This is a genomic window from Microbulbifer maximicatervae (SeqCode) (assembly GCF_052468095.1).
In genome coordinates, this window is sequence record NZ_CP174332.1 from 4433489 (window position 1) to 4456998 (window position 23510).

The 23510-nt window shown below is 54.6% G+C and carries 19 protein-coding genes and 5 tRNA genes; 1 reads left to right on the forward strand and 23 read right to left on the reverse strand.

Features of this window, described 5'->3' with window-relative positions:
* Nucleotides 1-2 precede the first annotated feature (2 nt).
* Together rplC and rpsJ are read right to left on the reverse strand one after the other, a co-directional pair.
* A complete protein-coding gene (rplC, locus tag ACJJIL_RS19730) occupies nt 3-638 on the reverse strand; it encodes a 50S ribosomal protein L3 (RefSeq protein ID WP_108731654.1) in 636 nt (211 codons plus the stop codon).
* A gap of 110 nt (nt 639-748) precedes the next feature.
* Entirely contained in the window at nt 749-1060 is a 312-nt protein-coding gene (gene rpsJ, locus ACJJIL_RS19735; protein WP_010133849.1) for a 30S ribosomal protein S10, read from the reverse strand.
* Between the two features lie 174 nt (nt 1061-1234).
* On the opposite strand from rpsJ, the gene ACJJIL_RS19740 reads away from it, so the two are divergent.
* Nucleotides 1235-1711: an aminoacyl-tRNA deacylase gene (locus tag ACJJIL_RS19740; RefSeq protein WP_282934399.1), complete on the forward strand. Its 477-nt coding sequence runs from the start codon at nt 1235-1237 to the stop codon at nt 1709-1711.
* A 190-nt stretch (nt 1712-1901) separates the two neighbouring features.
* Here ACJJIL_RS19740 and tuf (ACJJIL_RS19745) read toward each other — a convergent pair whose 3' ends face one another.
* From tuf (ACJJIL_RS19745) to birA, 21 genes are all read right to left on the reverse strand, one after another.
* Nucleotides 1902-3095, reverse strand: coding sequence for an elongation factor Tu (gene tuf, locus ACJJIL_RS19745; RefSeq protein ID WP_108731642.1), 1194 nt, complete (start codon nt 3093-3095; stop codon nt 1902-1904).
* Nucleotides 3096-3171: 76 nt separating this feature from the next.
* Nucleotides 3172-5277 carry an elongation factor G gene (fusA, locus tag ACJJIL_RS19750; RefSeq protein WP_444892717.1) on the reverse strand — a complete coding sequence of 702 codons (2106 nt, stop codon included), beginning with the start codon at nt 5275-5277 and terminating at the stop codon, nt 3172-3174.
* A gap of 90 nt (nt 5278-5367) precedes the next feature.
* Complete coding sequence (gene rpsG, locus ACJJIL_RS19755; protein ID WP_152451131.1) at nt 5368-5838, reverse strand: 30S ribosomal protein S7; 471 nt, start codon at nt 5836-5838, stop codon at nt 5368-5370.
* 110 nt (nt 5839-5948) lie between these two features.
* The gene (gene rpsL, locus ACJJIL_RS19760; protein WP_108731651.1) at nt 5949-6323 is read right to left on the reverse strand and encodes a 30S ribosomal protein S12; all 375 of its coding nucleotides are present in this window, start codon (nt 6321-6323) and stop codon (nt 5949-5951) included.
* Between the two features lie 250 nt (nt 6324-6573).
* On the reverse strand, nt 6574-10803 hold the full coding sequence (gene rpoC / locus ACJJIL_RS19765; RefSeq protein WP_282934401.1) for a DNA-directed RNA polymerase subunit beta': 4230 nt from the start codon (nt 10801-10803) through the stop codon (nt 6574-6576).
* Between the two features lie 135 nt (nt 10804-10938).
* Nucleotides 10939-15012, reverse strand: a complete 4074-nt coding sequence (gene rpoB, locus ACJJIL_RS19770; protein ID WP_445360588.1) for a DNA-directed RNA polymerase subunit beta — start codon at nt 15010-15012, stop codon at nt 10939-10941.
* Between the two features lie 298 nt (nt 15013-15310).
* Nucleotides 15311-15679, reverse strand: a complete 369-nt coding sequence (gene rplL, locus ACJJIL_RS19775) for a 50S ribosomal protein L7/L12 (protein WP_282934403.1) — start codon at nt 15677-15679, stop codon at nt 15311-15313.
* Nucleotides 15680-15756: 77 nt separating this feature from the next.
* On the reverse strand, nt 15757-16251 hold the full coding sequence (gene rplJ, locus ACJJIL_RS19780) for a 50S ribosomal protein L10 (RefSeq protein ID WP_282934404.1): 495 nt from the start codon (nt 16249-16251) through the stop codon (nt 15757-15759).
* A 277-nt stretch (nt 16252-16528) separates the two neighbouring features.
* Nucleotides 16529-17224, reverse strand: a complete 696-nt coding sequence (rplA, locus tag ACJJIL_RS19785; RefSeq protein ID WP_108731646.1) for a 50S ribosomal protein L1 — start codon at nt 17222-17224, stop codon at nt 16529-16531.
* A complete protein-coding gene (gene rplK, locus ACJJIL_RS19790) occupies nt 17225-17656 on the reverse strand; it encodes a 50S ribosomal protein L11 (protein WP_108731645.1) in 432 nt (143 codons plus the stop codon).
* A 154-nt stretch (nt 17657-17810) separates the two neighbouring features.
* Complete coding sequence (gene nusG / locus ACJJIL_RS19795; protein ID WP_108731644.1) at nt 17811-18344, reverse strand: transcription termination/antitermination protein NusG; 534 nt, start codon at nt 18342-18344, stop codon at nt 17811-17813.
* 10 nt (nt 18345-18354) lie between these two features.
* Nucleotides 18355-18723: a preprotein translocase subunit SecE gene (gene secE, locus ACJJIL_RS19800; RefSeq protein WP_108731643.1), complete on the reverse strand. Its 369-nt coding sequence runs from the start codon at nt 18721-18723 to the stop codon at nt 18355-18357.
* Nucleotides 18724-18839: 116 nt separating this feature from the next.
* A tRNA-Trp gene (locus ACJJIL_RS19805) sits at nt 18840-18915 on the reverse strand.
* A gap of 97 nt (nt 18916-19012) precedes the next feature.
* The gene (gene tuf, locus ACJJIL_RS19810) at nt 19013-20206 is read right to left on the reverse strand and encodes an elongation factor Tu (protein ID WP_108731642.1); all 1194 of its coding nucleotides are present in this window, start codon (nt 20204-20206) and stop codon (nt 19013-19015) included.
* Between the two features lie 130 nt (nt 20207-20336).
* A tRNA-Thr gene (locus ACJJIL_RS19815) sits at nt 20337-20411 on the reverse strand.
* 69 nt (nt 20412-20480) lie between these two features.
* A tRNA-Gly gene (locus tag ACJJIL_RS19820) sits at nt 20481-20554 on the reverse strand.
* Nucleotides 20555-20610: 56 nt separating this feature from the next.
* Nucleotides 20611-20694 (reverse strand) — tRNA-Tyr (locus ACJJIL_RS19825).
* 108 nt (nt 20695-20802) lie between these two features.
* Nucleotides 20803-20878 (reverse strand) — tRNA-Thr (locus tag ACJJIL_RS19830).
* A 192-nt stretch (nt 20879-21070) separates the two neighbouring features.
* Nucleotides 21071-21760 (reverse strand): SPOR domain-containing protein, encoded by a 690-nt coding sequence (locus tag ACJJIL_RS19835; protein ID WP_445360589.1) that lies wholly within the window; start codon nt 21758-21760, stop codon nt 21071-21073.
* Between the two features lie 14 nt (nt 21761-21774).
* A complete protein-coding gene (locus ACJJIL_RS19840; protein WP_444926594.1) occupies nt 21775-22512 on the reverse strand; it encodes a type III pantothenate kinase in 738 nt (245 codons plus the stop codon).
* Nucleotides 22509-23510 (reverse strand): bifunctional biotin--[acetyl-CoA-carboxylase] ligase/biotin operon repressor BirA, encoded by a 1002-nt coding sequence (gene birA, locus ACJJIL_RS19845; RefSeq protein WP_444926593.1) that lies wholly within the window; start codon nt 23508-23510, stop codon nt 22509-22511. Before birA ends, ACJJIL_RS19840 begins: the two co-directional genes overlap by 4 nt.

Here is a 23510-nt window from a genome sequence, read left to right on the forward strand (position 1 = left end):
ACTTAGGCTTTAACTGCCGGACGAACGATAACGTTGCCACCGGGTGCACCGGGTACAGCGCCTTTAACCAACAGCAGGTTGCGTTCGGCATCGACACGAACCACTTCCAGGTTTTGCACGGTTACGCGCTCAGCACCCATATGTCCGGCCATCTTCTTGCCTTTCCATACGCGGCCAGGAGTCTGACATTGACCGATAGAACCGGGTGCGCGGTGAGACAGGGAGTTACCGTGGGTTGCGTCCTGGGTGCGGAAATTCCAACGCTTAACGCCGCCCTGGAAACCTTTACCTTTGGAAGTGCCGGTTACGTCGATCATCTGGCCAGCTTCGAAGCTGGAAACAGTAATTTCAGAACCGATTTCGAAAGTCTCTTCGGAACCGTCAGTGCGCAGTTCGAAAAGATTTGTGCCAGCCTCTACATTGGCTTTGGCGAAGTGGCCCGCTGCGGGCTTGGAGACACGGGAAGCTTTGCGGCTGCCTACTGCTACTTGAACAGCGCTGTAACCGTCAGTTTCCTGAGTTTTCACTTGGGTGACGCGATTCGGAGCAACCTCAACAACGGTTACCGGAATGGATACGCCATCTTCAGTGAAGATGCGAGTCATGCCGCTCTTGCGGCCGACAATACCTATAGTCATCTTTTTTAACCTCTCAGTGCACGGGGCTTTTACCCACTGCGGCCGCCCAATTTCAGAGCGTTACACTACCCGGACCGTTTTCGCCCGGGATTCGGTAGTTAGTAAAAGTGTTAGCCGAGACTAATTTGGACCTCAACACCGGCCGCCAGATCGAGCTTCATCAGCGCGTCGACGGTTTTCTCGGTAGGCTCAACGATGTCCAGCAAACGCTTGTGAGTACGGATCTCATACTGATCGCGAGCGTCTTTATTAACGTGCGGGGAAATCAGTACGGTGTACTTCTCTTTGCGAGTCGGCAGCGGGATAGGACCGCGAACTTGTGCGCCAGTGCGCTTAGCCGTCTCTACGATCTCCTGAGTGGACGCGTCGATCAGCTTGTGATCGAAGGCCTTCAGGCGAATACGGATACGTTGACCCTGCATGGAATCAAACTCCAATTATTAACTAAAGAACGTCCTCTTACGCAGCCCCGAGGGCGGGCGAAAAGGAGCGCGAATTCTACGGGGAGCGCAGCAGGCTGTCAACTGTACAGGCTGATCAAATTTCAACCTGTTGAAACTACAATTGAATACCCCAAGCGGAACGAGGTATCCACAATGACTATCGCCGCAACACTGAGTCAATATTTAAATGACCAATCGGTCGATTACCACCTGATTCAGCACCCACACACTCGCACCAGCCGGGAAAGCGCCCGCGCCGCCCATGTGCGAGAGGATCAGGTGGCAAAAGCGATTTTGCTTCAGGATATAGAGGGTTACGTAATGGCTGTGATCCCAGCCAGCAGCAGCCTCGACATGCGCTCTCTTCACAATGAGACAGGGCGAAATTCACTGCAAATGGTCTCGGAAACCGAGCTCGGCGCCATATTCCCAGACTGTGAACTGGGCGCCCTGCCCGCCCTAGGCCAGGCTTACGGAATTACCACCCTGCTAGACACCAGTCTTGGACACCGTGAAACCATTTACTTTGAGGCCGGTGACCACGAAGAGCTGGTCGAGATGAGCGGCCCTCAATTCACCAAACTGTTTGCGGGCAGCAGAAGCTGTGATTTAAGCCGGGATTGGCCATAAGCTCGCTAGATTAAAAGCAAATATTAGCGGCCGCAGATATGCCTGAAAGGATTCAATATTGAGCCCCTAACAGAGAGGGGTGATGCTCGCAGCACCAAACAACACCAGCTGGTGCAAGTAGGCAATTATCGGGCACAAAAAAAGCCGCAGCGCGCCCGCTGCGGCTTTTTATTTAGATCAGGAGTAACTATTACTCGATGATCTTGGCAACAACTCCCGCACCTACGGTACGACCACCTTCGCGGATAGCGAAGCGTAGGCCGTCTTCCATGGCGATCGGAGCGATCAGGGTAACAACCATTTGAATGTTGTCGCCCGGCATTACCATTTCAGTGCCTTCCGGCAGCTCTACCGCACCAGTTACGTCGGTAGTACGGAAGTAGAACTGAGGACGGTAGCCTTTGAAGAACGGGGTGTGACGACCACCTTCGTCCTTGGACAGTACATACACTTCCGCTTCGAACTTGGTGTGCGGAGTGATGGAGCCCGGCTTAGCCAGTACCTGACCACGCTCTACTTCGTCACGCTTGGTGCCGCGCAGCAGTGCGCCGATGTTCTCACCAGCACGACCTTCGTCGAGCAGCTTGCGGAACATTTCAACACCAGTACAGGTAGTAGTGGTGGTTTCTTTGATACCAACGATTTCGATCTCGTCGCCAGTGTTGATCACACCGCGCTCTACACGACCAGTTACAACAGTACCACGGCCAGAGATAGAGAATACGTCTTCGATCGGCATCAGGAACGGCTGATCTACAGCGCGCTCTGGCTCAGGGATGTACTCATCCAGAGTCTCTACCAGCTTCTTAACAGCGGTAGTACCCATTTCGTTGTCGTCTTCGCCGTTCAGGGCCATCAGAGCGGAACCAACGATGATCGGAGTGTCGTCACCTGGGAACTCGTACTGGTCCAGAAGTTCGCGAACTTCCATTTCTACCAGCTCGAGCAGCTCTTCGTCGTCTACCATGTCCGCTTTGTTCAGGAATACCACGATGTAAGGTACACCTACCTGACGGGAAAGCAGGATGTGCTCACGAGTCTGCGGCATGGGGCCGTCAGCTGCGGAACATACCAGGATAGCGCCGTCCATCTGAGCAGCACCGGTGATCATGTTCTTAACGTAGTCGGCGTGTCCCGGGCAATCTACGTGAGCGTAGTGGCGAGTCGGGGACTCGTACTCAACGTGAGAAGTAGCGATGGTGATACCGCGCTCACGCTCTTCCGGTGCATTGTCGATACCGTCAAAAGCAACAGCGTCACCACCCCAAACTTCCGCACATACGCGGGTCAGAGCAGCAGTCAGGGTGGTTTTACCGTGGTCAACGTGACCGATGGTGCCCACGTTCACGTGGGGCTTGGAACGTTCAAACTTTTCTTTTGCCATCTTTAGATGTCCTCTAGCTAAAAGTTTGCCAAAGGGGCCCCAGCTGTTGGCCCGGCCCCCTTTAAGCAGAAGTTAATTAGGCCTTAGTCTTGGCGATGATCTCATCGGCAACATTTTTCGGCGCTTCGGCGTACTTCAGGAATTCCATGGTGTAGGTAGCACGGCCCTGAGTAGCAGAACGCAGGTCGGTTGCGTAACCGAACATTTCTGCCAGAGGTACTTCCGCATTGACAACCTTACCGGAGGGGTTGTCTTCCATACCCTGAATGAGGCCACGGCGACGGTTGAGGTCACCAACCACATCACCCATGTTCTCTTCCGGAGTTACCACTTCCACCTTCATCATCGGCTCGAGCAGCACCGCACCGCCCTGACTGGACAGCTTCTTGGTCGCCATAGAACCGGCAATCTTAAACGCCATTTCATTGGAGTCCACATCGTGGAAGGAACCGTCGTACAGAGTCGCCTTCAGGCCCAGCAGCGGGTAGCCAGCCAGAACACCGTTCTTCATCTGCTCTTCGATACCTTTCTGTACCGCAGGAATGTATTCCTTCGGTACTGCACCGCCCACGATTTCGTTAACGAATTCCAGACCTTCCTGAGACTCGTCTTCGGCGGGCTCAAACTTCACCCATACGTGACCGTACTGACCGCGACCACCGGACTGACGAACGAACTTGCCTTCGATCTCAGAGGTGTTGCGGATAGTTTCACGGTAGGCAACCTGAGGCTTACCGATGTTCGCTTCAACGTTGAACTCACGCTTCATGCGGTCAACGATGATATCCAGGTGCAATTCACCCATACCGGAGATAATGGTCTGACCGGTTTCCTCGTCAGTCTTCACGCGGAAGGACGGATCTTCCTGGGCCAGCTTGCCGAGGGCAATACCCATTTTTTCCTGGTCCGGCTTGGACTTGGGCTCAACCGCAACAGAAATTACCGGCTCGGGGAACTCCATACGCTCCAGAACAATCTTGTTGTCTTCGGCACACAGGGTGTCACCAGTGGTTACGTCTTTCAGACCAATCGCAGCAGCGATGTCACCAGCCAGTACTTCTTTAATTTCCTGACGATCGTTGGAGTGCATCTGCACCATACGACCGACACGCTCTTTCTTCATTTTTACGGAGTTGTATACCGCAGTACCGCTCTCCAGCTTACCGGAGTAAACACGGAAGAAAGTCAGGGTACCAACGAAGGGGTCGGTAGCAATTTTGAACGCCAGTGCAGCGAACGGCGCATTGTCGTCAGCTTCGCGGCTCTCAACAGTTTCGCCATCTTCCAGAGTACCTTCGATCGCCTTAACTTCAGTCGGCGCCGGCAGGTATTCGATAACTGCGTCCAGTACAGCCTGTACACCCTTGTTCTTGAACGCAGAACCGCCCAGAACCGGTACAATTTCGTTGGCCAGGGTACGCTGACGGATAGCTGCCTTGATTTCTTCTTCGGACAGCTCACCTTCTTCCAGGTATTTTTCCATCAACTCTTCGCTGGCTTCAGCGGCCGCTTCTACCAGGTACTCGCGCATTTCGTCGCACTCGTCCTGCAGCTCAGCGGGGATGTCAGCGTAGTCGAAAGTCATGCCCTGGTCGGCTTCATTCCACAGAATGGCCTTCATCTTCACCAGGTCAACAACACCCTTGAACTCGTCCTCAGAGCCGATGGTCATCTGCAGAGGTACAGCATTCGCGTTCAAGCGGTCTTTCAGCTGGCTCACAACGTTGCGGTAGTTCGCACCGGCGCGGTCCATTTTGTTTACGAATACCATGCGCGGTACTTCGTATTTGTTCGCCTGGCGCCATACAGTTTCAGTCTGAGGCTGAACACCAGAGGAGCCACACAGTACAACAACAGCACCGTCGAGTACGCGCAGGGAGCGCTCAACTTCAATAGTGAAGTCAACGTGTCCTGGGGTATCGATGATGTTTACGCGGTGCTGGTCGAACTGCTGCTGCATGCCAGACCAGAAACAGGTAGTTGCAGCAGAAGTAATGGTGATACCACGCTCCTGCTCCTGCTCCATCCAGTCCATGGTGGCAGCACCTTCGTGTACTTCACCAATTTTGTGGGATAGACCAGTGTAGAAAAGTACGCGCTCGGTGGTAGTGGTTTTACCGGCGTCTACGTGGGCACAGATACCGATGTTACGGTAACGTGCGATGGGCGTTTTACGTGCCACAGTTGTATCCTCGATATAACGGCAAAAGGCAGCCTGGAATTTTCCGTGCTGCCTTTCGGTATTAATTTCCGATGTTGGTATTCATCAGACTTAGAAGCGGTAGTGAGAGAATGCCTTGTTGGCTTCTGCCATGCGGTGTACATCTTCACGCTTCTTGACCGCGCCACCCTTGTTTTGGGCTGCATCGATCATTTCGTTGGCCAGACGCTGAGCCATAGATTTCTCACCGCGCTTACGGGAGAACTCCACCAACCAACGCATTGCCAGAGCCGTACGACGCGAGGGGCGCACTTCTACAGGCACCTGATACGTCGCACCACCAACACGGCGGGACTTTACTTCCACCATAGGCGCGATATTTTCCAAAGACTCCTCGAATACTTCGATCGGATCTTTGTTCAATTTTTCAGAAATAGTTTCAAGTGCACCGTATACGATACGCTCTGCAACTGACTTCTTGCCGCTGATCATGACGTGGTTCATGAACTTGGCCAGGGTGACGTTCCCGAACTTGGGGTCCGGTAGCACTTCGCGCTTGGCGACTACTCGTCTTCTCGGCATGGGTATTGCCTCTCTTCAGGGTTATTCTGAGACGCCGCCGTAAAACATTACAATCCGGCGAGCTCAGCCTTACTCCGGTTGGAAACCGAAACGCAAATCGTTAAAGGTGATTAACCTTTAGGACGCTTGGCGCCGTACTTAGAACGGCCCTGCTTGCGATCGTTTACGCCGGCACAGTCAAGTGCACCGCGTACAGTGTGGTAGCGCACACCCGGCAGGTCTTTTACACGACCGCCGCGAATCAGTACCACGCTGTGCTCTTGCAGGTTGTGGCCTTCACCACCGATGTACGAAGTTACTTCGTAACCGCTGGTCAGACGCACACGGCAAACCTTACGCAGTGCAGAGTTCGGCTTCTTCGGTGTAGTGGTGTACACACGAGTGCAAACTCCGCGACGCTGCGGGCTAGCCTGCAGAGCAGGAACGTCGCTTTTTTCAACTTTGCGTTTTCTCGGCTTACGAACCAACTGGTTGATCGTTGCCATTAAAAATCACTCCAAAAATAAAATGCCCCCACCTCTAACAGTGAGGGCCTATCGTCTGTGTGTATCGTCCGATCCTGGGATCAAACGGAACACCCCACATAAGCGGGGGCCGCATTCTATAAGCGACAACCCGCCTAGTCAATCGGCGACGGAAGTAAGTGCTTACATCACAGACAGTCGCCAATATCAGATCGGGCACCTAAGTGCCCCAACCCACCCCACTCCACCAACAGATAGAGTGGGATACGCCTTATTCGCCTGAGGATTTCAGTGCCTCAGTCAGAGCCGCTTCAACCTCAGCTGCGGAAGGTCCTTCACCGAAGGCCTCTTCCAACTGCAGGCTGCGCTTGCGCTTGCGCTCGCTGTGGTAAGCCAGACCGGTACCAGCCGGGATCAAGCGACCCACAACCACGTTCTCTTTCAAGCCGCGCAGGTTGTCTTCCTTACCAGTTACCGCCGCTTCGGTCAGAACGCGAGTGGTTTCCTGGAACGAAGCCGCTGACAGGAAGGACTCAGTTGCCAGGGACGCTTTGGTAATACCCAGCAGCAGGCGTTCGAACTGAGCGGGCTGCTTGTTCTCGGCACGCAGCTGTTCGTTCTCTTCGATCACGCGCTGGTATTCAACCTGGTCGCCCTTAATCAAGCTGGAATCACCCATCTCGGTGACTTCAACTTTACGCAGCATCTGACGCACGATGGTTTCGATGTGCTTATCGTTAATACCTACACCCTGGAGGCGGTAAACCTCCTGGATCTCGTTGGTGATGTAGCGAGCCAGCTCTTCAACACCTTTCAGGCGCAGAATATCATGCGGGTTGGACGGGCCATCGGAGATAACCTCACCCTTCTCTACGGTTTCACCTTCGAACACGGTCAACTGGCGATGCTTTGGAATCAGAACCTCGTAGTGGTCCTTACCATTGGCCAGCGGCTTGCCGTCGCGCGGAGTAATCTGCAGACGAACCTTGCCTTTGGTCTCTTTACCGAAGGAAACGGTACCGGAGATTTCCGCCAGAATGGACGGCTCTTTCGGCTTACGCGCTTCGAACAGGTCGGCAACGCGGGGCAGACCACCGGTGATATCCTTGGTACCGCCGGATTCCTGCGGAATACGTGCGATTACGTCACCCACGTTCACCTGCTTACCTTCAGCCAGGCTGAGGATTGCACGCGGCGGCAAGGCGTAGTGCGCAGGCGCATTACTGTTAGCCAGAGTCAGCTCTTCGCCGTTCTCATCCAGCAGGGTTACCGCTGGGCGCAGATCTTTACCCGCTGCCGGGCGCTCGGCCGGATCGATAATCTCGATAGAGGACAGGCCGGTGATATCGTCGGTCTGCTTGCGGATGGAGAGCCCTTCTTCCATGCCGGACAGTTTCACCCAACCGGCAACCTCGGTGATGATCGGGTGGGTGTGCGGGTCCCACTTGGCCACGATCTGGCCACCGTCTACCTCGGCACCTTCGTAGACGCTGATCACAGCACCGTAAGGCAGCTTGTAGCGCTCGCGTTCGCGACCGGCGCTGTCGGCAATCGCCAGCTCACCGGAACGGGACACGGCTACCAGAGTGCCAACTTCGGTCTTAACCGTCTTAACATTGTGCAGACGTACGGTACCGCCCTGCTTCACCTGGATGCTGTCCGCAGCGGAGGCACGGCTTGCAGCACCACCGATGTGGAAGGTACGCATGGTCAGCTGGGTGCCCGGCTCACCGATGGACTGTGCGGCAACAACGCCCACAGACTCACCCGGGTTGGCGCGGTGGCCACGGGCCAGGTCACGGCCGTAACACTGGGCACAGATACCGTGTGCAGTCTCACAGGTGATCGGGGAGCGAACCAGAACCTCATCGATGCCCATGGCTTCGATGCGCTCTACCCACTTCTCGTCGATCATAGTGCCGGCAGAAACGGCGATTTCATCACTGCCTGGCTTCAGTACATCGCGGGCCACTACACGACCGAGGATACGGTCACCGAGAGATTCGATAACGTCACCGCCCTCGATTACCGGCGCCATGGTCAGACCGTCGTCGGTGCCACAATCCAGCTCGGTAATTACCACGTCCTGGGCCACGTCAACCAGACGACGGGTCAGGTAACCGGAGTTAGCGGTTTTCAGTGCGGTATCCGCCAGACCTTTACGAGCACCGTGGGTCGAGATGAAGTACTGCTGTACAGTCAGACCTTCACGGAAGTTTGCCGTAATGGCGTTCTCGATAATGGAGCCATCTGGACGGGCCATCAGACCACGCATACCCGCGAGCTGACGGATCTGAGCTTCAGAACCACGAGCACCGGAGTCTGCGTACATATATACAGAGTTGAAGGAGTCCTGCTTGGTCTCGTTGCCCTCGCGATCGATCACCTTCTCTTTCTTGATACCGGCCATCATCGCCTGGGTTACCTTGTCGTTGGTACGGGACCAAACGTCGATAACCTTGTTGTACTTCTCACCCTGGGTTACCAGGCCGGAAGCAAACTGGCTTTCAATCTCTTTCACTTCCGCTTCAGCGGCATCGATCAGTTCAGCTTTCTCAGCTGGAATCTCAAAGTCGTTCACACCAATGGAGGAACCGGACTTGGTAGAGAAGTCGAAACCGGTGTACATCAGCTGGTCGGCAAAAATAACCGTCGCCTTCAGGCCTACCTTACGGTAGCACTCGTTCAGGGCGCGGGAGATCGCCTTTTTCTTCATCGGCTGGTTGACGTGCGCAAACGGCAGGCCTTCCGGCACGATGTTCCACAGCAGCGCGCGGCCTACAGTGGTGTCCTGAATGGAGATAGTCTCGTGCTTCTCACCGTCTTCGCCGACGATATTTTCGCGGATACGCACCTTGATCTTCGCTTGCAGACCAACCTGCTTGGCGTAGAAAGCGCGGCTCACTTCTTTGATATCGGAGAAGAACATGCCTTCGCCTTTATCGTTAACGCGCTCGCGGGTCATCCAATACAGACCCAGTACCACGTCCTGGGACGGTACGATGATCGGCTCACCGTTGGCAGGAGACAGGATGTTGTTGGTGGACATCATCAGCGCGCGGGATTCCAGCTGCGCTTCGATCGTCAGCGGTACGTGTACCGCCATCTGGTCACCGTCGAAGTCGGCGTTATAGGCCGCACAAACCAGCGGGTGCAGCTGGATTGCCTTACCTTCAATCAGTACCGGTTCAAACGCCTGGATACCCAGACGGTGAAGGGTCGGTGCACGGTTAAGCAGTACCGGGTGCTCGCGGATCACTTCGTCGAGGATATCCCAAACGACAGCTTCCTCGCGTTCAACCATCTTCTTGGCAGCTTTGATCGTAGTGGCCAGGCCACGGGATTCCAGCTTGCCAAAGATAAACGGCTTAAACAGTTCCAGTGCCATCTTCTTGGGCAGACCACACTGATGCAGACGCAGGGTCGGACCTACCACGATCACGGAACGACCGGAGTAGTCAACACGCTTACCCAGCAGGTTCTGACGGAAACGACCCTGCTTACCTTTAATCATGTCAGCCAGGGACTTCAGCGGGCGCTTGTTGGAGCCGGTGATGGCGCGACCACGACGGCCGTTATCCAGCAGTGCGTCAACAGATTCCTGCAGCATGCGCTTTTCGTTGCGCACGATAATGTCCGGCGCGTTCAGCTCAAGTAGACGCTTCAGACGGTTGTTACGGTTGATCACACGACGGTAGAGGTCGTTCAGATCGGAGGTCGCGAAACGACCGCCATCCAGCGGTACCAGCGGGCGCAGATCCGGCGGCAGAACCGGCAGAGCCTTCATCACCATCCACTCCGGGTTATTACCGGACTTGTAGAAGGCTTCCAGCAGCTTCAGGCGCTTGGACAGTTTCTTGATCTTGGTTTCGGAGTTGGTCGCCGGGATCTCTTCGCGCAGGCGCTGGATTTCTGCGGGCAGCTCGATGTCCGCCATCAGCTCCTGGATCGCCTCGGCACCCATTTTCGCTTCAAACTCATCGGCGAACTCTTCCATCGCCTCAAAGTACTGCTCGTCATTCAGCAGCTGGCCGCGCTCCAGGGTAGTCATACCCGGCTCGGTAACAACGTAAGATTCGAAGTACAGCACGCGCTCGATATCGCGCAGGGTCATGTCCAGCAGCAGGCCGATACGGGACGGCAGGGACTTCAGGAACCAGATGTGTGCAACCGGGCTGGCCAGCTCGATGTGACCCATGCGCTCACGGCGAACCTTGGCCTTGGTCACTTCAACGCCACACTTCTCACAGATAATGCCGCGGTGCTTCATGCGCTTGTACTTACCGCACAGGCACTCGTAGTCTTTTACCGGGCCAAAGATCTTGGCACAGAACAAGCCTTCACGCTCAGGCTTAAAGGTACGGTAGTTGATGGTCTCCGGCTTTTTCACTTCGCCGTAGGACCAGGAGCGAATCATGTCCGGTGATGCCAGACCGATACGAATCGCATCAAACTCTTCCAGCTGCTCCTGGGACTTCACCAGATTTAATAAATCTTTCAAGGCCTTTCCTCCACTAGGGGGTAGTCAACCCGGCTCTCGCACTAGCCGCCGGGCTAGCCAGCTGCCCCACTGCTTCGAGGGGCGCTGGCACTTGTCTCATTTCACCTGCCAACAGGCTTCGGTACGGGTTCGGATTTACTCGTGCTCAAGCTCGAAGTTCATACCGAGAGAGCGGATTTCCTTAACCAGTACGTTGAAGGATTCCGGCATGCCCGGCTCCATGCGGTGGTCGGAGTCCACGATGTTCTTGTACATCTTGGTACGGCCTTCCACGTCATCGGATTTAACCGTGAGCATTTCCTGCAGGGTGTATGCAGCGCCGTAAGCTTCCAGCGCCCACACTTCCATCTCCCCGAAACGCTGACCACCGAACTGGGCTTTACCACCCAGCGGCTGCTGGGTAACCAAGCTGTAGGAACCGGTAGAACGCGCGTGCATCTTGTCGTCTACCAAGTGGTTCAGCTTCAGCATGTACATGTAGCCCACAGTTACCGGACGCTCGAAAGCATCGCCGGTGCGGCCGTCGTGCAGGGTGATCTGACCGGAGTCCGGGATATCGGCAAGACGCAGCAGCTGCTTGATCTCACTTTCATCGGCACCGTCAAATACCGGGGTCGCCATAGGTACGCCGCGACGCAGGTTTTGCGCCATGGTCATGACTTCCACATCGGAGAACTCGTCGAGTTCTTCCTTGCGTCCGCCAGTGGAGTTGTAGACCTCTTCCAGGAATCCGCGCACCTTGGCGATTTCCTGCTGCTCCTTGATCATCTTGTCGACTTTAACGCCGAGGCCTTTAGCGGCCATGCCCAAGTGCATTTCCAGAACCTGACCAACGTTCATCCGCGAGGGAACGCCCAGCGGGTTCAGGACGATATCTACCGGCTCACCGTTTTGGTCATATGGCATGTCCTCAACGGGCTTGATTACGGAGATAACACCTTTGTTACCGTGACGACCGGCCATCTTGTCGCCCGGCTGGATGCGGCGTTTGATCGCCAGGTAAACCTTGACGATTTTCAGCACGCCCGGAGCCAGGTCATCGCCGGACTCCAGTTTCTTCTTCTTGTCTTCGAAGGCTTCGTCGAGCAGCTTGCGACGCTCTTTCAGCTGAGCTTCCGCTTTTTCCAGCTGATCGTTCAGGCTGTCGTCTTCCATACGCAGCTTGAACCAGTCTTCGCGCGGCAGGGCGGCGAGGACTTCAGCGGTCATCTCATCGCCCTTCTTAACGCCCTTACCACCGGCGGCCTTTTGGCCCAGCAGAGCTTGTTGCAGGCGCTCGAAGGTCGCACCTTCTACAATGCGATATTCCTCGTTCAGATCCTTGCGGACCTCGTCCAGCTGTGACTTCTCGATATCGAGGGAGCGCTGGTCTTTCTGCAGGCCGTCGCGGGTAAATACCTGAACGTCGATCACCGTACCGCGGGTGCCACTGGGCGCGCGCAGGGAGGTGTCCTTAACGTCGGAAGCTTTCTCTCCGAAGATTGCGCGCAGCAGTTTTTCTTCCGGAGTCAGCTGGGCTTCGCCCTTCGGAGTGACCTTACCGACCAGGATATCGCCAGCGCCTACTTCTGCGCCGATGTATACGATGCCGGACTCGTCCAGCTTATTCAGGGCAGATTCGCCAACATTGGGGATATCCGCAGTAATTTCCTCACTGCCCAGCTTGGTATCGCGGGCAATACAGGTCAGCTCCTGAATGTGGATGGTGGTGAAGCGGTCTTCCTGTACAACGCGCTCACTGATGAGGATGGAGTCCTCAAAGTTGTAACCATTCCAGGGCATAAATGCGATGCGCATATTCTGGCCCAGAGCCAGCTCACCCAGGTCTACAGAGGGACCATCGGCGAGAATATCGCCACGGACTACACGATCGCCAGTATTAACGATCGGGCGCTGGTTGATACAGGTATTCTGGTTGGAGCGGATGTATTTGGTCAGGTTGTAGATATCCACACCTGCATCACCGGCTTCCACCTCAGCATCGGCCACGCGAACAACCACACGGCTGGAATCAACGCGCTCAATAATGCCGCCGCGCTTAGCAACCACACACACGCCGGAGTCGCGCGCTACAGTGCGCTCCATACCGGTGCCCACCAGCGGCTTTTCAGCGCGCAGGGTCGGTACCGCCTGACGTTGCATGTTCGATCCCATCAATGCACGGTTGGCGTCATCGTGCTCGAGGAATGGAATCATCGCCGCAGCTACGGAAACCACCTGCTTGGCGGAAACATCCATATACTGGATTTCGCTCGGTGCTTTCAGGGTAAATTCGCCCTGGTGACGCACGCTGATCAGGTCATCAACAAAGTTACCGTTGTCATCTACTTCCGCAGATGCCTGGGCAATAATGAAGTTGGCTTCATTGATCGCGGACAGGTACGCAATTTCATCAGTTACCTTGCCATCGACCACTTTGCGGTAGGCGCTCTCGAGGAAACCGTAATGGTTGGCGCGGGCGTAAGTAGCCAGGGAGTTAATCAGACCGATGTTCGGTCCTTCCGGCGTCTCAATCGGACATACGCGGCCGTAGTGAGTCGGGTGTACATCGCGCACCTCAAAGCCAGCGCGCTCACGGGTCAAACCACCCGGGCCGAGGGCGGAAACACGACGCTTGTGAGTCACTTCCGACAGCGGGTTGTTCTGGTCCATAAACTGGGACAGCTGCGAGGAACCGAAGAATTCCTTCACGGCAGCGGCAACCGGCTTGGCATTGATCAGGTCCTGAGGCATCAGGCCTTCGGACTCCGCCATGGACAGGCGCTCTTTAACAGCGCGCTCTACACGTACCAGGCCAACGCGGAACTGGTTTTCAGCCATTTCGCCTACGGAACGCACGCGACGGTTACCCAGGTGATCGATATCGTCGACCATGCCCTGACCGTTGCGGATATCGATCAGAGTCTTCAGAACTTCGACGATATCTTCTTTGCTCAGAGTGCCGGGGCCAGTCTCGTCTTCGCGACCCAGGCGTCGGTTGAACTTCATGCGGCCAACAGCGGACAGGTCGTAACGCTCGTCGGTAAAGAACAAGTTCTCGAACAGCGCTTCTGCGGACTCCTTGGTGGGCGGTTCGCCCGGGCGCATCATACGGTAGATCTCTACCAGCGCTTCCAACACAGTGCGAGAAGGCTCTGCACGCAGGGTGTCGGAGATAAACGGACCGCGATCCAGGTCGTTGGTGTACAGGGTTTGGAAACTCTTAACGTTCAGTACACGCAGCTTGGCGATTACTTCATCAGTAATCTCGGTGTTACAGTCGATCGCGATCTCACCGGTGGACTCATCGATGATGTCGTTCGCCAGTACACGGCCAAACAGGTACTCGAGCGGTGCTTCCAGCTTTTCTACGCCGGCCTTTTCCAACTGACGGATATGACGCGGGGTAATACGGCGACCCTCTTCGACAATCACCTTGCCCTGGCCGTCTTTGATGTCAAAAGAAGCAACATCACCGCGCAGGCGAGACGGAATCAGCTCCAGGCTAACACGGTCTTCCAACAGCTCAAAGGTGCTGGTCTCGAAGAACATTTCCAGCATTTCCTGGGAGGTGTAACCCAGGGCACGCAGCAGAATAGTCGCTGGCAATTTACGGCGACGATCGATACGCACAAACACCAGGTCTTTCGGATCGAACTCGAAGTCCAGCCATGAGCCACGGTAGGGGATGACACGCGCGGCGTACAACAGCTTACCGGAAGAGTGAGTCTTGCCTTTGTCGTGATCGAAGAATACACCCGGGGAACGGTGCAGCTGGGATACGATAACGCGCTCGGTACCATTGATTACGAAGGTACCGTTGTCGGTCATGAGCGGAATCTCGCCCATGTAAACTTCCTGCTCTTTAATGTCCTTAATGGACTTATTCGCAGATTCTTTATCGTAAATAATCAGACGCACGCGCACGCGCAGCGGACATGCATAGGTAACGCCGCGCAGGGTACATTCCTTAACGTCAAAAGCGGGCTTACCCAGCGTATAACTTACGTACTCCAGGGCGGCATTGCCGGAATAGCTGACAATCGGAAATACAGATTTAAACGCCGCTTGCAGGCCAACGTCCATACGGTCGTCGGGGCGCTTGTCGGCCTGTGTAAAGTTGCGATAAGAATCGAGCTGTATCGCAAGCAGAAAGGGCACATCCATGACCTTAGGCAGTTTGCCAAAATCCTTGCGGATACGTTTTTTCTCAGTATATGAGTAAGCCATTCAAATTCCCCAGCTTGATCAGTGACAAGACTTCGTGGGACTCCAGTCCAGAGCCCCTCCGGGCGAGAAGCCTCTGGTCAATGCAACTTGCCTGCACTGGCCAGAAACCTCTCCGCTTGCTTTTGGGTAGCGCTACTGCGCTATGGTTAAATGAGGTTTGCCACGGTTTTTAAATCCCGCCGGCACCGGTAAAAACCTCAGTACCGCAAACGGCAAAAAGGCCGGCGGACAAAAGTCCACCAGCCTTACCGCTACCCGCCGCTTTACGCGACAGCTAGCGGGAGACGCAAGAACCGAATTACTTCAGTTCTACAACTGCGCCAGCTTCTTCCAGCTCTTTCTTAGCTGCTTCAGCTTCGTCTTTGCTTACGCCTTCTTTCAGCGGGCTCGGAGCGCCGTCTACCAGACCTTTAGCTTCTTTCAAGCCCAGGCCAGTGATGCCGCGAACAACTTTGATCACGTTCACTTTCTTGTCGCCTGGGGAAGTCAGGATTACGTCGAAAGAGTCTTTCTCTTCAGCGGCAGCTTCGCCACCAGCTGGGCCAGCTACAACTGCTGCAGCAGCAGTTACGCCGAATTTCTCTTCCATTGCTTCGATCAGCTCAACAACATCCTTAACGGACATTTCGGCAACAGCATTGATGATATCTTCTTTAGTCAGAGACATGATTCAGTACCTGAATTGGTTTGAGCAGTAGCTGCTCGTATTTCGTTTTGAAACTGCGATTCGCTCTAGCGAAAAAATTACGCAGCTTCCTGCTCTTTTTGGTCGCGAACGGCCGCAATAGTGCGAACCAGCTTGCCAGCAGATGCTTCTTTCAACACGCTCATCAGCTTGGCGATCGCCTCGTCGTAAGTCGGCAGGCTTGCCAACAATGCGACGTCGGTGATCGCGCCTTCGAAGGCAGCACCTTTCAGTTCCAGCTTGTCATTGCCTTTAGCGAACTGGCTCAGGATGCGCGCGCCGGCACCTGGGTGTTCGTTAGAGAATGCAATGATGCTAGGACCTACGAATTTGTCAGTCAGACATTCGTATTCGGTACCTGCCAGAGCGCGACGCGCCAGAGTGTTGCGGACGACTTTCAACCAAACGCCGTTCTCGCGAGCCTCTTTGCGCAGAGTGGTCATGTCATTCACGGTTACGCCGCGGGAATCCGCAACAACCGCAGACAGAGCACCTTCAGCAGCTTGCTGGACATCTGCGACAATCGCTTTCTTGTCTTCGAGTCCAATAGCCATAGTGTCACTCCTGGATTTGAAAAAAACCGGACTTAAACGTCCGATCCGTTCCGGTGCATAAAGCTCAAATCCAGTAAAAATACTGGTTTGGGCGACACCGTCTGCGTAGGCTCGAACCTCGCAATGGCCAACCTGGCCGAAGTTCGGATTAAGCCAGGCACGTTAAACCTCAACGCACCTGACACCTACGGTCTTTGACGGCCCACCTTCTGCCGAAGCATTCAGGTGGACCCCAAAGTTCGATTTACTGAGAGGTGATCACACCCCGCAGTGATATTTAGATGTTCAGGGAAGACTGATCGATAACCAGACCCGGGCCCATAGTGGTGCTCAGGGTGATCTTCTTCAGATATACACCTTTTGCAGAAGCCGGCTTGGCTTTCTTCAGGTCGGCAACCAGAGCTTCCAGGTTCTCTTTCAGAGAGTTCGCATCGAAAGCAACTTTACCGATACCACCGTGGATAATGCCGCCTTTGTCAGCGCGGAAACGCACCTGACCAGCTTTGGCATTTTTAACCGCAGTAGCAACGTCTGGAGTTACAGTGCCAGTCTTCGGGTTCGGCATCAGGCCGCGCGGGCCGAGGATTTGACCCAGTTGACCTACAACGCGCATCGCATCGGGGGAAGCGATTACTACGTCGAAGTCCATCTTGCCTGCTTTAACGTCGGCAGCCAGCTCGTCCATACCGATCAAGTCAGCGCCCGCTTCTTTAGCGGCGTCAGCGTTAGCACCCTGGGTGAAAACAGCTACGCGAACTTCTTTACCAGTACCGTGCGGCAGAGTAGTTGCACCGCGAACAGCCTGATCGGATTTACGTGGGTCGATGCCCAGGTTTACGGAAGCGTCTACAGTTTCTGCAAACTTAACGTTGGACAGCTCTTTCAGCAGGGCTACGGCTTCTTCGATACCGTAAGCCTTACCAGCTTCAACTTTCTCAGCGATTACGCGCTGACGCTTGCTCAATTTAGCCACTTAGAGACCCTCCACTTCGATACCGGCGCTGCGAGCGGAACCGGCGATAGTGCGCACGGCCGCGTCCAAGTCGGATGCAGTCAGGTCTGCTTTCTTCATTTCTACGATCTCTTCCAGCTGAGCGCGGGTTACTTTACCCACTTTCTCAGTGTTCGGACGACCGGAACCGCTCTTGATCTTGGCAGCCTTGCGCAGCAGTACAGCGGCGGGCGGCGACTTCATGATGAAGGTGAAGGAGCGGTCGTTGTATACAGAGATTACAACTGGAACTGGCAGACCTGGCTCGAGGCTCTGGGTCTGGGCGTTGAACGCCTTACAGAATTCCATGATGTTCACACCGTGCTGACCCAGTGCGGGACCAACGGGCGGACTCGGGTTGGCCTGACCGGCCTTAACTTGCAGCTTGATATAAGCTTCTACTTTCTTAGCCATTACAGCTCTCCTCTAGTTGGGTATTAACGCCCACCACTCAGCCATAAGGTTTAAGGGCAAGCTCCCCGAACCCCGAAATGAAAACTCATTTTTCGGGGACGCGAAAACCCCCTTCCACCTCGCGGCGAAAGGGGGCAAAAAATTTATACTGGAATCAGGTCTTCTCTACCTGACTGAACTCCAGTTCAACCGGGGTGGAACGTCCGAAGATCAACACAGCCACTCGCAAGCGACTCTTCTCGTAGTTAACCTCTTCAACCACACCGTTGAAATCATTAAACGGACCGTCGATAACTCGAACCATTTCACCGGGCTCAAACAGAGTCTTGGGCTTGGGCTTATCGGCGGAATCGTCTATGCGATTCAGGATAGCCTGCGCTTCGCGGTCAGTAATCGGGGCTGGCTTATCCGCCTTACCGCCGATAAAACCCAGTACTCGGGGAGTTTCTTTCACCAAGTGCCAGGTATCGTCATTCAATTCCATTTCTACCAGGACATAGCCCGGGAAAAATTTGCGCTCACTCTTACGCTTTTGCCCTGCGCGCATCTCAACCACTTCTTCCGTGGGAACCAGGACCTCACCAAACAGGTGGTCCATTTCGTTCAGCTCAATGCGCTCTTTCAGGGAGCTGGCGACACGCTTCTCATAGCCCGAGTAAGCCTGGACCACATACCAATTCTTTGACATGTATCAACCTTTAGCCGATAAATTTGGAAGCCGCCCAACCCAGAGCCGAATCAAGCGCCCACAAGATAAGCGCCATAATCAACACGAAAACAACCACAATCGCTGTGGTCTGGGTTGCTTCTTGGCGGGTCGGCCAAACCACACGCCTGACTTCAGTTTGCGCTTCGCGCAACAGTTGCCACAACGCATTGCCTTTGGCGGTATTTACAGCCACAACCAGAGCTACCAGACAGATGGCAGTTACTGCCAACACTCGGTAAAACAAAGGGAATTCGGCATAATATGAATTGCCTGCAACAGCACCGCCCACCAGCAGCACTATTAACAACCACTTCAGACCGTCAAGACGAAAGGTTTTCGCTTCTGTTTTAGCATTCATATAAGAAGCCCTTAGCGCACTATAGATAATCTTTTAGCGCTCATAAACACAAAAGCCCCACTGACAAGTAGGGTTTTGCGACACCCCTAAGCTTATCTAAGCGGAGTGATTAAAAATGGCAGGCCAGGAGGGACTCGAACCCCCAACACCCGGTTTTGGAGACCGGTGCTCTACCAATTGAACTACTGGCCTGTACAGTGTGAGCACTTTCGCACTCAAAGATGAGAGAGCTACAGGAACTCTCCCACCTGGTGCACCACATAGAATATTGTGATGCAGAAATCAAAGATTACTCAATGATCTTAGCAACAACGCCCGCACCTACGGTACGACCACCTTCGCGGATAGCGAAGCGCAGGCCGTCTTCCATGGCGATCGGAGCGATCAGGGTAACAACCATTTGAATGTTGTCGCCCGGCATTACCATTTCAGTACCTTCCGGCAGCTCTACCGCACCAGTTACGTCGGTAGTACGGAAGTAGAACTGAGGACGGTAGCCTTTGAAGAACGGGGTGTGACGACCACCTTCGTCCTTGGACAGTACATACACTTCCGCTTCGAACTTGGTGTGCGGAGTGATGGAGCCCGGCTTAGCCAGTACCTGACCACGCTCTACTTCGTCACGCTTAGTGCCGCGCAGCAGTGCGCCGATGTTCTCACCAGCACGACCTTCGTCGAGCAGCTTGCGGAACATTTCAACACCAGTACAGGTAGTAGTGGTGGTTTCTTTGATTCCAACGATTTCGATCTCGTCGCCAGTGTTGATCACACCGCGCTCTACACGACCAGTTACAACAGTACCACGGCCAGAGATAGAGAATACGTCTTCGATCGGCATCAGGAACGGCTGATCTACAGCGCGCTCTGGCTCAGGGATGTACTCGTCCAGAGTCTCTACCAGCTTCTTAACAGCGGTAGTACCCATTTCGTTGTCGTCTTCGCCGTTCAGGGCCATCAGAGCGGAACCAACGATGATCGGAGTGTCGTCACCTGGGAACTCGTACTGGTCCAGAAGTTCGCGAACTTCCATTTCTACCAACTCGAGCAGCTCTTCGTCGTCTACCATGTCCGCTTTGTTCAGGAATACAACGATGTAAGGTACACCTACCTGACGGGAAAGCAGGATGTGCTCACGAGTCTGCGGCATGGGGCCGTCAGCTGCGGAACATACCAGGATAGCGCCGTCCATCTGAGCAGCACCGGTGATCATGTTCTTAACGTAGTCGGCGTGTCCCGGGCAATCTACGTGAGCGTAGTGGCGAGTCGGGGACTCGTACTCAACGTGAGAAGTAGCGATGGTGATACCGCGCTCACGCTCTTCCGGTGCATTGTCGATACCGTCGAAAGCAACAGCGTCACCGCCCCAAACTTCCGCACATACGCGGGTCAGAGCAGCGGTCAGGGTGGTTTTACCGTGGTCAACGTGACCGATGGTGCCCACGTTCACGTGGGGCTTGGAACGTTCAAACTTTTCTTTTGCCATTGCAGCCTCCTATTATATAGGCGAGCCGATAACGGCACCACCCACGTCCAGAACATGCACATCCGACCCGGAAAATCCGACCCCGGACACAAACAACCGCAAGAGCTTTCACTCTTGCGGTCATATAAAATGGAGCTCATGGGCGGATTTGAACCGCCGACCTCACCCTTACCAAGGGTGTGCTCTACCCCTGAGCTACATGAGCTAAAATCTTGCCGATAACGGCACCTTAAAATGTTGCACCCTGGAGAGCATTCCAACCAACCCCAAAACTTGGAGCGGGCAGCGGGGATCGAACCCGCATCATCAGCTTGGAAGGCTGAGGTTCTACCATTGAACTATGCCCGCTTTCGGGACCTCCATGCGAAACCCTTAGATTTCGCGCAACACCCTAAGGTGTAATATGGTGCAGGGGGGTGGATTCGAACCACCGAAGCTTTCGCGTCAGATTTACAGTCTGATCCCTTTGGCCACTCGGGAACCCCTGCTCAAAGCGGTGTGCATTGTCTACACATCTCGCTGCGCTGTCAACAATTTTTCTTTAAATTTCACATACTTAGCAGCGAAACCTAATTTTGACAGCAACGGGATGAAAATGGAGCTGGCGAGAGGAGTCGAACCCCCGACCGGCTGATTACAAGTCAGCTGCTCTACCAACTGAGCTACGCCAGCCCTATCCCGTTCATTGCCGAAGTTGTTAAGTCACCCTCGTCAATGGAGGCGGGATTCTATGGGAACTTATCTCGACACGCAACACCCTTTTTGCAGATAAATCATATTTTTTATGTCGCCTATTCCAACTTGTTGAAAAAAACAGCGATTCGAGACGCCACCTGATGATTTTCTGATAAATCTGCTTTTTTGTTAGCCAAGCACTTCAGAACAAAGATTTGGGCGCCGATCCAGGTCCGGGTATTCACTTTGCAATTGTCGCCAAAATTCTTCTGCAAGACTTTCTGTGCTGCCGGGGGGCATAACTATCCACCGCTCCATATAGGTTTGCGGCTCCTCCTTGAACTGCGCGGTAACCCCCCTCTCCTTCAAAACGCTGGTATGGGACTCAGCTCGGGCTCGCTCACTGAAAATCCCAAATGAAATGCCATTTTCCAATGCGCCTTTGGGAATGACATAGCTGTCGATCCCCTGAGACTGTAGTTCACGCAAGCGCTTGTAGGCCTCCCGCCTCGAACTCAGTGGCGGCAGATATACCCAGTAGCGCATCTGCCCCTGCATTTCTATATCACGCAGCTCGGCTTTAACCTGAAGGGACCGGATTCGCTGCAAGAGATCCTCGCCCTGGTACTCCTCCGCGAAAGGCCCCAACAGCGTACAAAGCTGCTCAACCTCAAAGGACTCCTTACTCAGTGCCCCGGCCTTCTCTGGAGCAGGCAGCTCTTCAGGGGATATTTCGCTAACGAGGGTAATTTTCTTTCCCTCCGACTCGTGAGGGATCGGGCTCTTGCCGCTACTTAACTGCGGAGACGGCGCTACCAACATATACCAGGCAAAAAGCACAGCGTTCAGGGCGACTAAAGAAAGGGCTATCCAGCGCATAACAGAGTAAATTTTTATGGATTACTAAGGGCCAACCCATCCATCACCAAATCGGGAACCAGGCGATGTTCGTGCTGGTAAACTGCGGAGAGCAACTGCGCATCTCCACCGGTTAACCACAATAAAGGGGGGGAACCGGAGTGGACCTGCAATTCTTCCATTGCTCGATCAACCGCACCCAACACCATCAGCAAGAGGCCACGGTTTATCGCCTCATTGGTATTGCGTCCCGCGCCCAATGTTTTTGTCAGGGCCAGTGCCTCACGACTCTTTGCTGCATGAGTATCGACACTGAGAACGCGATTCATCAATCCGAAACCGGGAACGATATATCCCCCAATGTGGCGCCCGCTATTGTCCAGCAAATCTAAGGTGACCGCACTGCCGCAATCCACAATTAATGATGCTCGGGGAGATTGCTGGTAGGCCGCCAACATTGCCAGCCACCGATCCACCCCCAGGGCGGAGTGGTCTTCATACCCGCAGATAACGCCGGCACATTGGGGCGCTACTGCCGAGAATTCAGCCTCCAGTGTGAACAGGTCTCGGGCCACCCGACTCAAGAATTCAGCAACAACGGGACCGGCAACATTCACTACCCGAAAACGGTAGGGGGTTAGGTCTGCCCAACCCTCAGGCAAAACCTGCTGGCGCAACTGCCCAGTTTCGATATCACCACGGGCTATCACCTCGCCTTCGACCAGGTAGCGCCACTTACCCCGTGTATTGCCGACATCCAGCTCTAGAATCACACCTGCCCCCGCAACGAGATTTCCCCCCCATGAAATGACTTTTGCCCTTTATCAGTGTCGAGTAACAAGGCTCCTTTTTCATCGACACCGGCCGCAACACCTTCCCAGCTCAAATTACCTGACCGCAACTGAACTGGCTGCCCGGCAAACTGGTCTAGGGTTGACCACGATTCCCGGTAAGCGGCGAAGCCCCCTTCCGGGTAAGTTTCCAGCATCGGTAACAGCTCGCTGAGTATCGCCGCAGTTAATTCACTGCGGCCAATACCAGGACGGACTTGCTGGAGATCTGCCCATGGTTGATCAATCTCCTCTGCTGTCTTTGCGTTGAGACCATTATTCAACCCAATGCCGATAACCACTGAACAGCGGTCGGTTAAATCCCCTTTTAGCTCAAGTAATACACCGGCCAATTTACGGCCCTGGCACCACACATCATTTGGCCACTTCAGGCGCACGCCCGGTACAGAAAAACGCTCGAGCGCTTTTGCCACAGCAACACCGACGGCAAGACTCAACCCCTCCAGGCTTTGTACACCGCCATTAAACTCCCAGCCCACTGAGAGGCTGATACTTGTGGCATAGGGGCTGACCCAGTTGCGACCACGGCGGCCCCGACCGGCACTTTGCCGCTCGGCGAGAATCGCTACAGCGTGTCCCTTACCTTCTTCAAAACGTTCCAGTAACAGGGAGTTCGTTGAACTCAACTCATCAAAAACCTGCAACTCGCGCAGTAGCGCTCGGGCTGAACCATCCAGCTGAGCGGTAACAGTCTGCTCAGATAGCAGGTCGAGACCTCCCGGCAAGCGATAACCTCGCCCCTTAGCAGACTCAAGCGTCAGGCCGTAGCTCTCGAGCTTTTGTAGTTGTTTCCAAACAGCGGCTCGGCTGACACCAAGCGCATTCCCGAGGGATTCTCCCGAGTGTATTTCCCCATCCGCCAGAAGCTCCAGCACCGGGCGAAGCTGTTCTAATGGTGTTTTTGCGGCGACGTCCTGCAA

Excerpts from the sequence above, each read along its gene's own strand:
- rpoB (WP_445360588.1), bottom strand. The coding sequence starts at position 15,012 with ATGGCTTACTCATATACTGAGAAAAAACGTATCCGCAAGGATTTTGGC.
- rpsL (WP_108731651.1), bottom strand. The coding sequence starts at position 6,323 with ATGGCAACGATCAACCAGTTGGTTCGTAAGCCGAGAAAACGCAAAGTT.
- rplL (WP_282934403.1), bottom strand. The coding sequence starts at position 15,679 with ATGTCTCTGACTAAAGAAGATATCATCAATGCTGTTGCCGAAATGTCC.
- rplK (WP_108731645.1), bottom strand. The coding sequence starts at position 17,656 with ATGGCTAAGAAAGTAGAAGCTTATATCAAGCTGCAAGTTAAGGCCGGT.
- rpsJ (WP_010133849.1), bottom strand. The coding sequence starts at position 1,060 with ATGCAGGGTCAACGTATCCGTATTCGCCTGAAGGCCTTCGATCACAAG.
- tuf (WP_108731642.1), bottom strand. The coding sequence starts at position 20,206 with ATGGCAAAAGAAAAGTTTGAACGTTCCAAGCCCCACGTGAACGTGGGC.
- tuf (WP_108731642.1), bottom strand. The coding sequence starts at position 3,095 with ATGGCAAAAGAAAAGTTTGAACGTTCCAAGCCCCACGTGAACGTGGGC.
- rpsG (WP_152451131.1), bottom strand. The coding sequence starts at position 5,838 with ATGCCGAGAAGACGAGTAGTCGCCAAGCGCGAAGTGCTACCGGACCCC.
- nusG (WP_108731644.1), bottom strand. The coding sequence starts at position 18,344 with ATGTCAAAGAATTGGTATGTGGTCCAGGCTTACTCGGGCTATGAGAAG.
- rplC (WP_108731654.1), bottom strand. The coding sequence starts at position 638 with ATGACTATAGGTATTGTCGGCCGCAAGAGCGGCATGACTCGCATCTTC.
- rplJ (WP_282934404.1), bottom strand. The coding sequence starts at position 16,251 with ATGGCTATTGGACTCGAAGACAAGAAAGCGATTGTCGCAGATGTCCAG.
- ACJJIL_RS19835 (WP_445360589.1), bottom strand. The coding sequence starts at position 21,760 with ATGCGCTGGATAGCCCTTTCTTTAGTCGCCCTGAACGCTGTGCTTTTT.
- secE (WP_108731643.1), bottom strand. The coding sequence starts at position 18,723 with ATGAATGCTAAAACAGAAGCGAAAACCTTTCGTCTTGACGGTCTGAAG.
- ACJJIL_RS19740 (WP_282934399.1), top strand. The coding sequence starts at position 1,235 with ATGACTATCGCCGCAACACTGAGTCAATATTTAAATGACCAATCGGTC.